Source organism: Streptomyces sp. NPDC048106 (genome assembly GCF_040706415.1).
Classification (GTDB): domain Bacteria; phylum Actinomycetota; class Actinomycetes; order Streptomycetales; family Streptomycetaceae; genus Streptomyces.
In genome coordinates this window covers 175,003-188,929 of record NZ_JBEZND010000008.1, presented here as the reverse complement: position 1 = coordinate 188,929, position 13,927 = coordinate 175,003, and the positions used below count along the sequence as shown (strand labels likewise).

The following is a 13,927-nucleotide window of genomic DNA, read 5'->3' as shown; positions in this document are numbered from 1 at the left end:
CCGGGCCGACCGGTTCGAAACGGCACTTCCACGCCACGTGGCAAGAGGCGGAGCCGGACGTGGGGACGTGGATCACGGGCGGCCGGTCGTCGTGGCCGCCGCTGTCGTCCGGTGCGGGCCCGCCGTGCGGTCTTCACCTGCGGGCGCGGCCTGGTCCATGTGACCCTGGGAGGGCCGGAACCGCGTGCGGACGGCAAATGGCGGCCCACCCCGTACCTGAACCCCGGGGTGAACCGCCGGATGGCAGATTCTGCCACACCGACATAGCCTGCCGAGATGAGCACCACCCCAAGTCCCACCCCCCGCTCGACCCCCCGCTCCACCCCTCGTTCCGCCACCCCCCGCTCCGCCACCCGCTCCACCCCGCAGCCACCTTCCCGCGCCGCGTCCGTCCCCTCCCTCACGGAGCGCCGCAAGGCCGAGACCCGCATGGAGATCGCCCGCGCGGCGGCCACCCTGTTCGTCCGCCAGGGGCTGCGCGCCACCCGCGCCGAGGACATCGCCCAGCGGGCGGGCATCGCACCGCGCACGTTCTACCGCTACTTCGCCACCAAGGAGGAGGCGGTCGCGCCCCTCTACGCCGCCGGAGCCCAGCGCTGGGCCGAGGCCGTCCGCAGCGCCCCGGCCCGCCTCACCGTCCCGCAGGCCCTGGAACACGCCGTCGAGCACACCCTCACCCCCGGCGCCGGGGTCTCGGCGGCCTCCTGGGAACAGGTCCGCACCCTGATCCGCCTGACCGACACCAGCCCCGCCCTGCGCAAGGTCTGGGCCGAGGTGGGCCAGACCGCGGAGGACGCGCTGGCGGAGATCCTGGCGGGGCGGCTGACGTCACCCGGATGGGGCGAGCCGTCCGTGGGGGAGGCGGAAGCGGCTGCCGAGGGGCTGACCGCGGAGACCTTCGCCGAGACCTTCGCCGAGACCTCCGCGGGGGAGCCGTTCGCGGGGGAGACGGGAGCCGCTCCCGCCGTCGAGGAGGGGCCGTCCGGAGTGCCGGGGGCCGGGGAGCCGGGGACCGCCCGGGAGCCGCGCGGCGCGGCCAGTGGGGAGAGGCCGGCCACGGCACCCGGCCCCACCGGGTCCGCGCAGGGGACGGCAGCCGCCCCAGGTCACGGCATCGGCATGGAGCAGGCCGAGCCCCCGCACCCCGTCCCCGTGATCAGCCCCGACCTCCGCTTCGCCGCCGCCGTCGCCGGCAGTGCCGTACGCGTCGCCGTGCAGTCCTGGGCCGCCACCGCCTCCCCGCCCACCGGCCCCGACGGCCCCGCGGCCCTGGCCCTGCGCAACCTCAAGGCCCTGGACGGCTTCTCCTGGGACCGGAACTCGTCCTAGGCACCGGCACCCCCGGCCCGGCTCAGCCGCCCGCCCAGCTCCCGTACACACGCCAGCAGTTCGTCCGGTCCCCGCACCGCGAACTCGTAGCCCGACAGCGCCAGCCGGACCGCCAGCCACTCCACGGGATCGCCGGTCGCGCCTTCGAGGACGCAGCCGCCCTCGCCGTCGTCCACCAGCGCCCCGAGCGACGCCGGAACCCGCTCGGCGACCTCCGCCGCCGACGCGGCGAACCGCACCTCGAACGCGTACGCCTCCTGCCACTGGGAGATGGACCGCCGCAGGAACTCCGCGGCACTGCCCGTCGGCAACTCCCGCTGCTCGAACCGGACACCGGTGGCGAACGGCTCGCTGACCCGGTCCACCCGGAACGTGCGCCAGTCGGCGCGGTCGAGGTCGTACGCGACCAGGTACCAGCGGCGACCCGTCGACACCAGCCGGTGCGGCTCGGTCAGCCGACGGGACGCGTCGCCCTCCTTGTCGCGGTAGGCGAACCGCAACCGCTCCCGGCCCGCCACCGACGACGCCAGCGCGGTCAGCGTCTCCGGCGCGATGCTCGCCCCGTCCCCGCTGGTCAGCGGCGTGGTCGCGGCCTGAAAGGTGGACACCCGGCGCCGCAGCCGGGACGGCAGCACCTGCTCCAGCTTGGCGAGCGCCCGGACCGACGCCTCGTCCACACCCGCGACGGCATGCCCGGCGCCGGCCCGCAGCCCCACCGCGATGGCGACGGCCTCCTCGTCGTCCAGCACCAGCGGCGGCATCGCCTTGCCCGCGACCAGCCGGTACCCGCCGTCCGAGCCCTTCGACGCCTCCACCGGATAGCCGAGCTCCCGCAACCGGTCGACATCGCGCCGCACGGTACGCCGGGACACCCCGAGCCGCTCGGCCAGCTCACCGCCGGGCCACTCACGGGGCGTCTGGAGAAGGGAAAGCAACTGCAGCAGCCGTGCCGGGGTGGCGGTCGTCATGCGTACGAGGATGCCGCACCAGTAGGACAGCACCCGACCTACTCACGGCGGGCGTCCGCCTCATCACCGCTGGTCTCTTTCGGCCGGGTTGAGCCGGTTGATTCGGTGTGTGTTGTTCACGGCACCTGCGAGATACGTCACGGTCCGGGGTCAAGTCCCCTGCCGTGGTGTGTACTGGAGGGTATGCCCGAGCATCTGTCGACGATCCAGCTGGCCGCCGCGGTCTTCCTCACCCTGGCCGGTGTGGTCTGGGCGATCGGCGTGCTGCGCCTGCTGCGCCGGTTCCGCGCGCAGGCCCTTCGCGAACTCGCGGCCGCCCGCCTGCCGTTCCTCCCGGCCCAGCGGACCGGCCCGCTGCGGGAGTCGGTGGAGCTGACCCCGGCCGAACAGGACGCCTTCGCCGGGCTGATACGACAGCTCGGCCACCGCTGACCGGACCGGCACCCACGCCTCCGCCCGCCGCGCGGTGGGCCCGGGATCGTCAGCCCTGCCGCGCCGCGCGCCGCTCCATCGCGGAACGCGCCGCGCCCTCCGACAGGTACACCTCGCACATGTGACGGCCGTCCGGCGTCGCCGTGTGCTCGACCTCCCACAGGGAGACCTCGGTGTCGTCCGGCAGCAGGAACGCGTGCTCGTACAGCACATAACTCAGCCCCGAGCGGCCGGCCCGGCCCGGACGGCCGAAGGCCTGGGTGATCTCGTGTGCCGTCGCCGTGGCCAGCAGGGCCGCCGTGCGGGCGTCGGGGCGGTCGGGGTTCTCCGCGCGGCGCAGCAGCCGGCGGACATGATCGGCGGAGTCCCCGGAGGCGAACACGTGCCGGGGAGCGGGGACCGCCCACTGCCGGCTCGGCGCGGGCAGCTCCAGCTCGGGCGCGTCCGGGGATAAGCCGAGCCGCGACGTGGCGGCCTGGAGCTCCTCCTCGTCCGCGTAGATCTCGTGGTCGGGGGCGCTGCCCGGGGTGGCGTTGTGCGCCAGCTCCCACAGCGTGACCGCCGAGCCGTCGGCGAGCAGCCAGGTGTGCCGGTACGTCTCCCGGTGCAGACCGGCGCTGTGGTGCGCGGAGTGCAGCGAACTGTCGTACGCCAGCGCGCAGTCGAGCCGCCGGATCACCTCGTCGGGCAGTTCGAAGGAGTTCAGGGCACGGCCGAGGAGTCGCGCGAGGTGCTCCTCAGGAGACTCGGGCGACTCGGCTGGTTCGTACGCTGCCGTCTCGTACGGAACGCTCAAGGCATCTCCCGGCGTTGCTGCATGTCACCTTGTGGGTGCATACCGTAGCCCCTCGGCCGGACATCATGTCCGGGAATGAGGAAAACGAACGCCGGGAAAACGCGCGGGCCGCGCGAAAAGTTCCCGCGCGGCCCCAAAACCCGTCAAATCCTGCCGATCAGACGGCACTTCCGGCGGTCCAGGCGCTCCAGGACAGGTTCCAGCCATTGAGGCCGTTGTCCGGGGACACGGTGGAGTCGGGGGAGTTCTTCACGATCACCACGTCGCCGACGAGCGAGTGGTCGAAGAACCACTTCGCCGGGGTGTCACCCTGGGCGCCCTGCACGTCGGCGAGGCCGACACAACCATGGCTGGTGCCCTGCCGGCCGAAGGGCGGGTTGCCCCGGCTGTACCAGTAGTTGCCGTGGATGAAGGTGCCCGAGGACGTCAGCCGCATCGCGTGCGGCACGTCCGGGATGTCGTACTCCCCGCCGAAGCCGACCGTCGAGCCGTTCATCCGGGTCTGGGTGAACTTCTCGGAGATCACCATCTGCCCGTTGTACGTGGTGTGCTGCGGGCTGCCCGCGGAGATCGGCACCGTCTTGAGCGTCTGACCGTCGCGCACCACGGTCATCGTCTCGGTGTTGACGTCGACCGTGGAGACCTGCGAGCGCCCGATGGTGAAGGAGACGGTCTTCTTCTGCACCCCGTAGACGCCCTGGGCGCCCTGCACGCCGTCCAGGTCGATGTTCATCGTGACCTTGGAGCCGGCCTTCCAGTACTCCTGCGGCCGGAAGTCCAGGCGCCGGTCGCCGAACCAGTGCCCGACCACCTGCTGACCGCTGCTGGAGTCGACCGTGATGTGCGACTGCACGGCCTTCTTGTCGCTGATCGACTTGTCGAAGGTGAACGACACCGGCATGCCCACACCGACCGTGGTGCCGTCGTCCGGCGTGTAGGTGCCGATGAAGCTGTTCGCCGAACTGACGGTGGTGAAGATGGCGTTGGCCGCCGCCGGGCGCCCGCCGGCATCCTTCGCGGTCGCGGCTATCCGGTACTTCGTGCCGCGCTCCAGCCGCTGCTTCGGGCTCCAGCTGTGGCCGTCCGCCGATATCGCCCCCGGCACGGCCTGCCCCGACCCCGACACGGTCATCTTCACCTCGGTCAGCCTGCCGCCGCTGACCTTCACCCCGGTCGCGTTGATGGACGCGTCCGTCGCGCCGTCCTTCGCCGAGATCGCGATCTTCGCCGTCGAGGTCTTCGGGGACTCCTTGCCGCCGCTGTTCGAGGCGTTGGCGTTGGCGTCGCCGCCGCAGGCGGTCAGGGTGAGGGCGCCGACCATCAGGGCGGCACAGGCCCCCAGTACGCGCCGCGCTGCAATGTCCGGCGTTGTCACGGGCTGCTCCAGGTTCGTGTGGTGTGCGTGGTCCGTTCCGGTGCGCCGAGAAAGAGTGCGCAAACAGTCCCTGAGGTTCCTCTCAAGTTCTCGGAAAGGCGGGACGTGACAGAACCGCGACAATCCCCATGGGGTGGCGACGTTCGACCCTCTTCGGGGGGCCCTCCCCCTCCCCCCGCCCCACCCCCTCCGACCCCCACCCCTCCCCACGCCCCCCACGCCCCTACCCCCGCCCGTACAACTCCCCGTACGACGGCCACGCTCCGCCCGGTCCGTCCACCGACTCGGCCGCGCGTACCGCCCGGACGATCGCCCGGGTCACCAGGTCCGCGCCCGCGGCCAGTAGGTCGTTGAGGGCGAGTGGGTGAGGAGCGAGCGGATGGGTGCCGGTGGCCAGGGTGAAGACCGTGTCGCCGTCGTGAAGCAGATGGACCGGGCGGACGGCGCGGGCGATGCCGTCGTGCGCGGTGCCGGCCAGCTTCTGGGCCTGCGCCTTGGTCAGCTCGGCGTCGGTGGCGACGACCGCGAGCGTCGTGTTCAGCGGCGGCGGGGTGCGGCCGGCGCCGGACTCCTCCAGGCGGCGGAGCGCGGCCTCGTGCACCTCCTTCCCCGGGTAGTCGACCCGGCCGTCGTACAACTCCCCGTACAGCACCCCCGTTTCCGGATCCATCACCGAACCCGCGGCGTTCGCGACCACCAGGGCGGCGACCGTGATCCCCGAGTCGAGGACCGTGCTCGCGGTGCCCACGCCGCCCTTGAGCCGGCCGGCCGCCGCGCCCGTGCCGGCTCCCACGCAGCCCTGCGGCACCGGGGCGCCCGGGGCGGTCGCGGCCGCCGCCTCCACCGCGGCGCGTCCCGTCGCGGCGTCCGGGCGGGCACGGAAGTCGCCGCCGCGCCCCAGGTCGAAGACGCAGGCCGCGGGCACCACCGGCACGACGTGCGCCGGATCGGGCCCGACCCGCACGCCCCGCCCCCGCTCCTCCAGCCAGGCCATCACCCCCGACGCCGCGTCGAGTCCATAGGCGCTGCCCCCGGTGAGCACGATCGCGTCGACCCGCTGGACGACATTGCGCGGATCGAGCGCGTCGGTCTCCTTGGTGCCGGGCCCGCCCCCGCGCACGTCCACGGCGGCGACGGCCCCGCCCTCCGGTGCCAGCACGACGGTGGTCCCGGTGAGCCGGCCGTCCCCGGTCCGGGTGGCGTGCCCCACCCGCACCCCGGCGACATCTGTCAACGCGTCAACTGTCATGCCGGCCAGTCTGCCCGAGCCCCCCGCGCCGCCGAAGGGCTCAGCCGGCCGGCGTCCCGGCCGTCGCCGCGCGCCCCCTTCCGGTGGTGCGGGCCGTCAGGAACACCCCGGTCGCCACCGCCGCGGCGCAGACCAGGCCCGCCGTGAGCACCGACCAGCCGCCCAGAAAGGTGCAGCAGAGCACCAGCAGGGCGGTGACCGGCAGCACCAGTTGCTGGGCGATGCCGACCTTGAAGTGCCGTGCGTGCAGGACCCAGACGGCCAGCAGATACAGCGCCGCCGGCAGGGTCACCGCCGCGGAGGCGGCCGCCGTGGAGATGTGCGCCGAGCCGACCGCCTCCTCCACGGCCACCTCCAGGCCCGCGCCGATCGCCGCGGCCGAGGCGAAGATCAGATAGTGGCCGTACCCCCACAGGAACGCCCGGCCGCTGGAGCGCAGATGACCGTGGATGGGCACCACGAAGTAGATCCACCAGGCGGAGAAGACGATCAGGAGCCCACCCGCCGCGATCGGCAGCAGCTCACCCAGGGCCGAGTGCTCGTCCACCGCCGACTTCACGGCGACCGTGGACGAGGCGATCGTCTCGCCGAGCACGATGATCGTGAACAGGCCGTACCGCTCGGCGATGTGGTGCGGATGCCAGGAGGTCTCGTAGTTCCGCTCGGCGAACAGCGGCACGCACAGCTCCGCGATCACCATCACCAGGAACACCCAGGGCCGCGCCGACTGCGGCAGCACCACCAGACCGGCCCAGCCGACCTGGCACAGCAGCACCCCGCCCGCGTAGCGCAGCGCGGCTTCGCGTTCCGTGCCCTCCGCCGTTCTCGCCGCTCTCAGCCATTGGGTGGCCATCGCGAGGCGCATGATCACATAGCCGAGCCAGACAGTCATGAAGTCGTGCCGCTCGAAGGCCCGGGAGACACCGGCGGCCAGCACCAGGACGCCGGCGATCTGCACCAGGGTGACGACGCGGTAGAGCACGTCGTCGTTGTCGTACGCCGAGGCGAACCAGGAGAAGTTCATCCAGGCCCACCAGATGGCGAAGAACAGCATCGCGTAGTTGAGGACCCCGGTGCCGGGGTGCCCCGTGGCGACGGCGTGCACCAGTTGCACGCCCGCCTGCGCGACCGCCACGACGAAGCACAGGTCGAAGAGGAGTTCCAGCGGGGAGGAGACCCGATGCGCCTCCTCGCGCCCGCGCGCGGTGAGCCGTCTCACAGGGCCGGAGGGGGGTGGTGCGCCCGGGGCCGCGGGCGCCGGGGTGGAACGCGGCGTCATGCCTCTCAGCACAGCAGAAAACCGGGCCGCGGGCCTGCGAGGACGTTCCCCGGTGGCCCGGGGCGCACCGGGACAGGGGCCGTACCCTGGGTGTATGAGCATCGCCCCCGAACCCGAGCCGCGTGACCCGAAGCCCGCGCTGGTCTTCGACGATCCGCTGGACCAGCAGTCCTCGGACGACACCGACCGCGGATGGGGCGAGCGGCCGGACGGCGACAGCGCCGCCGACCTCAAGCGCTTCCTCGACGAGAAGCCGCCCCACCACCTCTGAGGCCTCAGTGGTCGTCGTGGCCGGTGCCGCGCTGCGCGACCAGGGCGTCGCGGATCTCCTTGAGCACCTCCAGCTCGGTCACCTCGATGACCTCCTTCGTGCCCTCCCGCGCCGCCTTGCGGGCCGTCTGCCGGGCCAGGTACTTCGACATCGGCAGAACCATCAGGAAGTACACCACCGTGGCGGTGATCAGGAAGGACAGCGTCGCGCCGAGGACGGAACCCCACATCAGCTGGATGCCGTGCGTTCCGTGGCACGAGTCGCTGAGGCACGTGCTGTAGTTGTCCAGGTTCTGCGTGCCGATCGCGCCGACCAGCGGATTGATGATCCCCTTCACCAGCGCGTTGACGATGTTCGTGAAGGCGGCGCCGATGACGACCGCCACTGCCAGGTCGATGACATTGCCGCGCATCAGGAAAGCCTTGAAGCCCTCCAAAACGCTCGGTTCCTTCTTCGCGCTCACCTTGGGGACGCTCCTCGCATGCACAAGTTGTGGAACAAAACGCTCCGCAACCTACGGCACGGTGCGGCCATAGTGCCGAATCTTGTCCCTCGAAGAGGGGACTTGCCAGCGCGCCGCCGGGAAAAAGTCCGACACGGTTCAGCACAGCGTCACCGCCAGCCGCGCCGTGGCACCCGCGCCGACGAGCCCCGCCGCCTGGGCGCGCGGCACCGCCAGCACCACCAGCGCTCCGCTCTCGGCCGCGCCGTCCAGTGGCTCCGGCACCCGCGTCACCCGCACGCCGCGCGCGAGCACCCGGGCGCCGCCCCCGGTCGCCGGGTCCTGCGCGGCGATGACGTCGACGAGGTCGCCGGGGCGTAGCAGCCGGACCGTGGCCGCGTCGGCGATCCGCACCGGTGCCGCGACCAGTCCCGCCGGGCGGGGCCGTCGCGGGGGGCTCGCGGGCGGGTGACCCCGTGCGGCGCGGACGGGGTGCGGTGGCGCGTCGGCGCGGTGCGCTGCCGCCGGGGTCCGCGGGCCCGCCGCCACCAGCGCGGCCGCGGTCACCACGAGGCCGGCCGCCACCGCCCGCCCACGGTGCCGTACGAGGCGCTGCACCCGGTATTGCCCGCCGCGCACCCGCACCGGAGGGAACGGCGGCACCTCGCAGGTCGCGGGCGCGTCCGTGCCCAGGGGACGCGGCAGGCGCAGGGGAGGGGGGAACACGGCGCGCGGGGCGGCCGTGGACGCGGACGAAGAGGGCACGGACGAAGAGGGCGCGGACGAGGGCAGAGAAGGGAAGGGGAGATGCATCGGGGTCACCGCCTGCGACGAGGGACATCGGCTTGCGATGCCACGATGACGCCTCGCGCCGGAGTCCGCCGAAGCCGGTGGACCGCCGGCCGCTTGTGGACAACTCGCCCACCCGAACGGGCAATTCCGCCCCCGCTACGGCAACTTGTCCACAGCCCCCGGCCCCACAGCCCCCGGCTCCACAACTCCCGGCCCCACAGCCCCCGGCCCCACAACCTCCACCCCCACAGCCCCCGGCCGGCCCCAGCCTCCGCTACGGCAGCTCGAACCCCGGCTCCATTCCGCCGAGCGCGTTCACGCACAGACAGTCCCGCGCCCCGGTCTCCGGCAGCGCGGCCACCGCGTCGAAGAGCACCCCGCGCAGCCGTTCCACATTGGCCGCGAACACCTGGAGGACCTCCTCGTGGGAGACGCCCTCGCCGGTCTCGGCGCCTGCGTCGAGGTCGGTGACCAGGGTCAGGGAGGTGTAGCACAGCTCCAGCTCACGGGCGAGCGCCGCCTCGGGGTGGCCGGTCATGCCCACGACCGACCAGCCCTGTGCCTGGTGCCACAGCGACTCGGCGCGCGTGGAGAAGCGCGGTCCCTCGACCACGACCAGCGTGCCGCCGTCCACCGCTTCCCAGTCCCGGCCGTGGGCGGCCTTCAGGGCGACGGCCCGTCCGGTGGGGCAGTAGGGGTCGGCCAGGGACACGTGCACGACGTTCGGCACGCTGCCGTCGGGCCGCGGCAGACCGTCGAAGTACGACTGGGCCCGGGACTTCGTACGGTCCACGAACTGGTCCGGCACCAGCAGAGTGCCGGGGCCGTACTCGGGGCGCAGGCCGCCCACCGCGGAGGGGCCGAGCACCTGCCGGACGCCGACGGAACGCAGCGCCCACAGGTTGGCGCGGTAGTTGATGCGGTGCGGCGGCAGATGGTGGCCGCGGCCGTGCCGGGGCAGGAAGGCGACCCGCCGGCCGGCGACCTCGCCGAGGAACAGGGAGTCGCTGGGCGGCCCGTAGGGGGTCTCCACTTGGACCTCGGTCACGTCGTCGAGGAACGAGTAGAAGCCCGAGCCGCCGATTACGCCGATCTCTGCGTTCGCCATGGCCAAGACATTAGCTGGCCGTGACGCCGCGCAGGAGGTGTTGCCGGAGAACGCCGAAGGCCCTGCCGTCACACGACGGCAGGGCGGAACGTCGGAACGGACGGACCGTACGGCCTCAGGCGGCGGACGTGCCGGCCGAGCTCGACGTGGACGTCGAACTCGACGACTTCGAGTCGGAGGACGACGAGGACGAGGCGGCCGACGACGAACCGGACGCCGAGGAGCCGGACGACTTCGTCGCAGGGCTGCTGCTCGACGTGGAGCCGCGCGAATCGTTGCGGTAGAAGCCGGAGCCCTTGAACACGATGCCGACCGCGGAGAACACCTTCTTCAGGCGCCCGTGGCAGCTGGGGCACTCGGTCAGGGCGTCGTCGGTGAACTTCTGCACCGCCTCGAGGCCCTCGCCGCACTCGGTGCACTGGTACTGGTAGGTCGGCACTGTCTTCCTCCTGGCACTCTCACTCGTTGAGTGCTAACGACGATCCATAGTGACGTATTCCCGGGGATCAGTCCACCGTCAGCGGCGTGCGGTGACCGACGCCACGTGCCACGGTCTGCGTCTCCTGACGGTTGACCAGCAGGGATCGCAGCGCCACCAGGGTCAGCAGGGCGAGCACCGTGCCGCCCATCGGCACCAGGAATCCCGAGCCGTCCCACAACCGGTCCTCCAACTGCCCGGCGACGGTGACCGCGGCCGCCTGGCCGAGCGCGACCGCGCCGGTCAGCCAGGTGAAGGCCTCGGTGCGGGCCCGGGCCGGGACCAGGGCCTCGACCAGCGTGTAGCCGGTGATCAGCGACGGCGCGATGCACATGCCGACCAGCAGGCCGAGCGCGGCGAGCAGCGGCACCGAGTGCGCCGTCCACAGCGCGGACGCGGTCAGCGCGAGCGCCGTGTAGCCGACGACCAGGCGCCGCTGGGGCGCCGTCTTCCAGGCGATCGCGCCGCAGACGATCCCGGACAGCATGTTTCCGGCGGCGAAAACGCCGTACAGGACGCCGTTCAGACCCGGTTCGCCGATCGACTGGGTGAACGCGGCCAGGGAGACCTGCATGCCGCCGAAGACCGAGCCGATGCCGAGGAAGGTCACGATCAGCACGCGCACACCGGAGATCCGGAGCGCGGAACCGTGCCGCACGCGCGCGTGCCCGTCCTGTGCGGTTACCGGCGGCTGCGTGCTCTTCTGCGCGGCGAACAGCAAACCACCCACAAGGGTGAGCGCCGCCTCCGTGAGCAGACCGGCCGCCGGGGCGACGGCGGTGCACAGGGCGGTCGCCAGCAGGGGGCCGAAGACGAAGGTCAGCTCGTCCGTGACCGACTCGAACGCCGCCGCGGTGCCCATCAGCGGCGAGCCCTGGAGCTTCACGCCCCAGCGCGCCCGCACCATGGGCCCGACCTGCGGCACCGAGGCGCCGGTCGGCACGGCCGCCAGGAAGAGCGCCCACAAGGGCGCGTGCGCCAGCGCGAGTGCCGTCAGGGACAGCCCCGACAGCGTGTGCACCAGGACGCCGGGCAGCAGGACGGCGCGCTGGCCGTGGCGGTCGGCCAGGCGTCCGTTGTAGGGCGCGAACAGCGCCATGGAGACGCCGGTGACGGCCGCGGCGGCGCCGGCGGCGCCGTACGAGCCGGTGGTGTGCTGCACCAGCAGCACGATGGAGATGGTGAGCATCGCGAACGGCTGCCGCGCCGCGAAGCCGGGGAGCAGGAAGGTCCAGGCGCCGCGCGTGCGCAGCAGTGGCCCGTATCCCGGGCGGGAGGACGCCGTCGAGGTCTTCGCCGATTCGTCGGTGACCGTGGATCCCACGGCCCGTGCCTTTCCGCCGCCTGGTAGCGCGCGGCCCGTGCGGGTCCGGGCGCCGAGAGCTGTCCTCTTGCGCGGACTGCGGTAGATACCGGCGCCCACGGCAAGGTGGGGGGCGTCACGGCCGCCATACGGTCGCGCCAGCTCTGCGTCAGGCAGAGTTGGTTCGATCAGGGTGCGCCTTCATCGTACAGGGAGCACCCCCGCCGGGGCTGGGAAAGCGGTCGCCATCGGGTCGGTCACCTGGGATTCCGCGGCTTGCGCGGGAGGGGTGAACCGCACGAAACCCGCTCTTAACGCGAGCCCCCGGGCCGCGACCCGCCGGGCCGTGAGCCGCCGGCCCCCGCCTCGTCCGTGCCCAGCCAGCTCGCCAGCTTGCCGCCGTGGGCGACCGCGCGCAGCCGCGCCTCCGCCGAGTCGCGGACCGGGTCGGTGGCGACCACCAGGAGCTCGTCGCCGCGCCGCAGCACGGTGCTGGGCTGCGGAACGAACGACTTGCCCTCCCGCACGACGAGCGTCACCGCGGACCCGGACGGCAGCCGCAGCTCGCCGATCTCCACGCCGTGCATCCGCGACTCCTCGGGGACGGACACGGACAGCAGATGCCCGCGCAGCCGCTCCAGCGGCGCCGACTCGATGCCGAGGTCGGCCGCCTCGCCCCGTTCGCCGAGGCGCAGCTTGCGCGCCAGCCAGGGCAGTGTCGGCCCCTGGACCAAGGTGTAGACGACGACCAGGACGAAGACGATGTTGAAGACCCGCCGGCTGCCCTCGACGCCGTTCACCATGGGGATCGTGGCCAGGATGATGGGCACGGCGCCGCGCAGGCCCGCCCAGGACATCAGGGTCTGCTCCTGCCAGGGCACCCGGAACGGCGTCAGGCTGAGCACCACGCTGAGCGGGCGGGCCACCATGGTCAGCACCAGGCCGATGATCAGGGCGGGCACGATGTCGTCGCCCAGTTCGTGCGGGGTGACCAGGAGGCCGAGCACGACGAACATGCCGATCTGCGCGATCCAGCCGAGCCCCTCGGCGAAGCCGCGGGTGGCCGGCCAGTGCGGGAGCTTGGCGTTGCCCAGCACCATGGAGGCCAGGTAGACCGCGAGGAAGCCGCTGCCGTGCCCCAGGGCGCCGGCCGCGTACGCCGAGATGGCGATCGCCATGACGGCGATCGGGTAGAGGCCCGAGGCGGGCAGCGCCACGTGCCTGAGCCCCCAGGAGCCGACCAGACCCACCGCGAGTCCCACGGCCGCGCCGATGGCCAGCTCCAGGGCTATCTCGCCGAGCATCATGTACCAGTGCTCGACCGGTCCCGCCGTGGAGAACGCGACGACCAGGATGACGACCGGGGCGTCGTTGAATCCCGACTCCGCCTCCAGGGTGCCCGTCACGCGCGCGGGCAGCGGGATCCTGCGCAGCACGGAGAAGACCGCAGCCGCGTCCGTCGAGGAGACCACCGCGCCGATGATGAACGCCTGCCGCCACTCCAGCCCGACCAGATAGTGCGCGCCCGCCGCGGTGACCCCGACGCTGACCGCGACGCCCAGGGTCGCGAGTACGGCGGCGGAGGACAGGACCGGCCGGACCTCCTTCCACTTGGTGCCGAGGCCGCCCTCGGCGAGGATCACGACCAGGGCCGCGTAGCCCATGACCTGCGTTATGGAGGCACTGTCGAAGCGGATGTGGCCCAGGCCGTCCTGGCCCATGACCACGCCGATCCCCAGGTAGACGAGCAGGCTGGGGAGCCCGCTGCGGGAGGAGATCCGCACGGCCGCCACGGCGACCAGCAGGACGAGGGAGCAGACGAGCAGGAGCTGGTTGAGGTGGTGAACAGTCAGCGGCAGTTCCCTTCCTTGGCCCGAGCGCGGAGCGCGCGGACGCGCGAACAGCAGGATCCGGGGCTGCGGCGGACCGCATCCAGGTACTTCGTTACTTTACCTAAGTCTTGACGCTTTCTTGACGATGAGGAGAGAAGATCGAACGCTCGTGCGCGCTTGTTCCCGACTCCGCGTCAAGGCGCACAGGGTCCTGCGCCTATGGTTGCTCCAGCGCTCATTCAAAGTCACAGCCCGACCTGCCGCTCGCGTTAG

13 protein-coding genes and 1 pseudogene are annotated in these 13,927 nt (G+C 72.5%); 3 read left to right on the top strand and 11 right to left on the bottom strand.

Features of this window, described 5'->3' with window-relative positions:
• Nucleotides 1–429: 429 nt before the first annotated feature.
• Nucleotides 430–813, top strand: a pseudogene (locus tag AB0927_RS11085) (TetR family transcriptional regulator); the annotation flags it as partial.
• A gap of 512 nt (nt 814–1,325) precedes the next feature.
• Here AB0927_RS11085 and AB0927_RS11080 read toward each other — a convergent pair.
• Entirely contained in the window at nt 1,326–2,297 is a 972-nt protein-coding gene (locus tag AB0927_RS11080) for a WYL domain-containing protein (protein ID WP_366667259.1), read from the bottom strand.
• 183 nt (nt 2,298–2,480) lie between these two features.
• Here AB0927_RS11080 and AB0927_RS11075 point away from each other — a divergent pair, with 183 nt between their 5' ends.
• A complete protein-coding gene (locus AB0927_RS11075; protein ID WP_366667258.1) occupies nt 2,481–2,729 on the top strand; it encodes a hypothetical protein in 249 nt (82 codons plus the stop codon).
• Between the two features lie 49 nt (nt 2,730–2,778).
• On the opposite strand, the gene AB0927_RS11070 is transcribed toward AB0927_RS11075, so the two are convergent.
• The 4 genes from AB0927_RS11070 to AB0927_RS11055 all read right to left on the bottom strand — a co-directional run bounded on the left by AB0927_RS11070 (nt 2,779) and on the right by AB0927_RS11055 (nt 7,428).
• On the bottom strand, nt 2,779–3,525 hold the full coding sequence (locus AB0927_RS11070) for a DUF6227 family protein (protein WP_366667257.1): 747 nt from the start codon (nt 3,523–3,525) through the stop codon (nt 2,779–2,781).
• Between the two features lie 157 nt (nt 3,526–3,682).
• On the bottom strand, nt 3,683–4,900 hold the full coding sequence (locus tag AB0927_RS11065; protein WP_366667256.1) for an Ig-like domain-containing protein: 1,218 nt from the start codon (nt 4,898–4,900) through the stop codon (nt 3,683–3,685).
• A 223-nt stretch (nt 4,901–5,123) separates the two neighbouring features.
• Nucleotides 5,124–6,149, bottom strand: a complete 1,026-nt coding sequence (locus AB0927_RS11060) for a P1 family peptidase (RefSeq protein ID WP_366667255.1) — start codon at nt 6,147–6,149, stop codon at nt 5,124–5,126.
• A 40-nt stretch (nt 6,150–6,189) separates the two neighbouring features.
• Complete coding sequence (locus AB0927_RS11055; protein WP_366667254.1) at nt 6,190–7,428, bottom strand: low temperature requirement protein A; 1,239 nt, start codon at nt 7,426–7,428, stop codon at nt 6,190–6,192.
• Nucleotides 7,429–7,522: 94 nt separating this feature from the next.
• On the opposite strand from AB0927_RS11055, the gene AB0927_RS11050 reads away from it, so the two are divergent.
• Nucleotides 7,523–7,699 carry a hypothetical protein gene (locus AB0927_RS11050; RefSeq protein ID WP_366667253.1) on the top strand — a complete coding sequence of 59 codons (177 nt, stop codon included), beginning with the start codon at nt 7,523–7,525 and terminating at the stop codon, nt 7,697–7,699.
• A gap of 4 nt (nt 7,700–7,703) precedes the next feature.
• Here the strand turns inward: AB0927_RS11050 and mscL are convergent, their stop codons facing one another.
• From mscL to AB0927_RS11020, 6 genes are all read right to left on the bottom strand, one after another.
• Entirely contained in the window at nt 7,704–8,162 is a 459-nt protein-coding gene (mscL, locus tag AB0927_RS11045) for a large conductance mechanosensitive channel protein MscL (RefSeq protein ID WP_366667252.1), read from the bottom strand.
• A gap of 138 nt (nt 8,163–8,300) precedes the next feature.
• The gene (locus tag AB0927_RS11040) at nt 8,301–8,906 is read right to left on the bottom strand and encodes a hypothetical protein (protein ID WP_366667251.1); all 606 of its coding nucleotides are present in this window, start codon (nt 8,904–8,906) and stop codon (nt 8,301–8,303) included.
• Between the two features lie 301 nt (nt 8,907–9,207).
• Complete coding sequence (locus tag AB0927_RS11035) at nt 9,208–10,041, bottom strand: S-methyl-5'-thioadenosine phosphorylase (RefSeq protein WP_366667250.1); 834 nt, start codon at nt 10,039–10,041, stop codon at nt 9,208–9,210.
• A gap of 115 nt (nt 10,042–10,156) precedes the next feature.
• The gene (locus AB0927_RS11030) at nt 10,157–10,480 is read right to left on the bottom strand and encodes an FmdB family zinc ribbon protein (protein WP_366667249.1); all 324 of its coding nucleotides are present in this window, start codon (nt 10,478–10,480) and stop codon (nt 10,157–10,159) included.
• A 67-nt stretch (nt 10,481–10,547) separates the two neighbouring features.
• Nucleotides 10,548–11,843: an MFS transporter gene (locus tag AB0927_RS11025; RefSeq protein WP_366667248.1), complete on the bottom strand. Its 1,296-nt coding sequence runs from the start codon at nt 11,841–11,843 to the stop codon at nt 10,548–10,550.
• A gap of 290 nt (nt 11,844–12,133) precedes the next feature.
• The gene (locus tag AB0927_RS11020; protein WP_366667346.1) at nt 12,134–13,726 is read right to left on the bottom strand and encodes a potassium/proton antiporter; all 1,593 of its coding nucleotides are present in this window, start codon (nt 13,724–13,726) and stop codon (nt 12,134–12,136) included.
• Nucleotides 13,727–13,927: the final 201 nt, after the last annotated feature.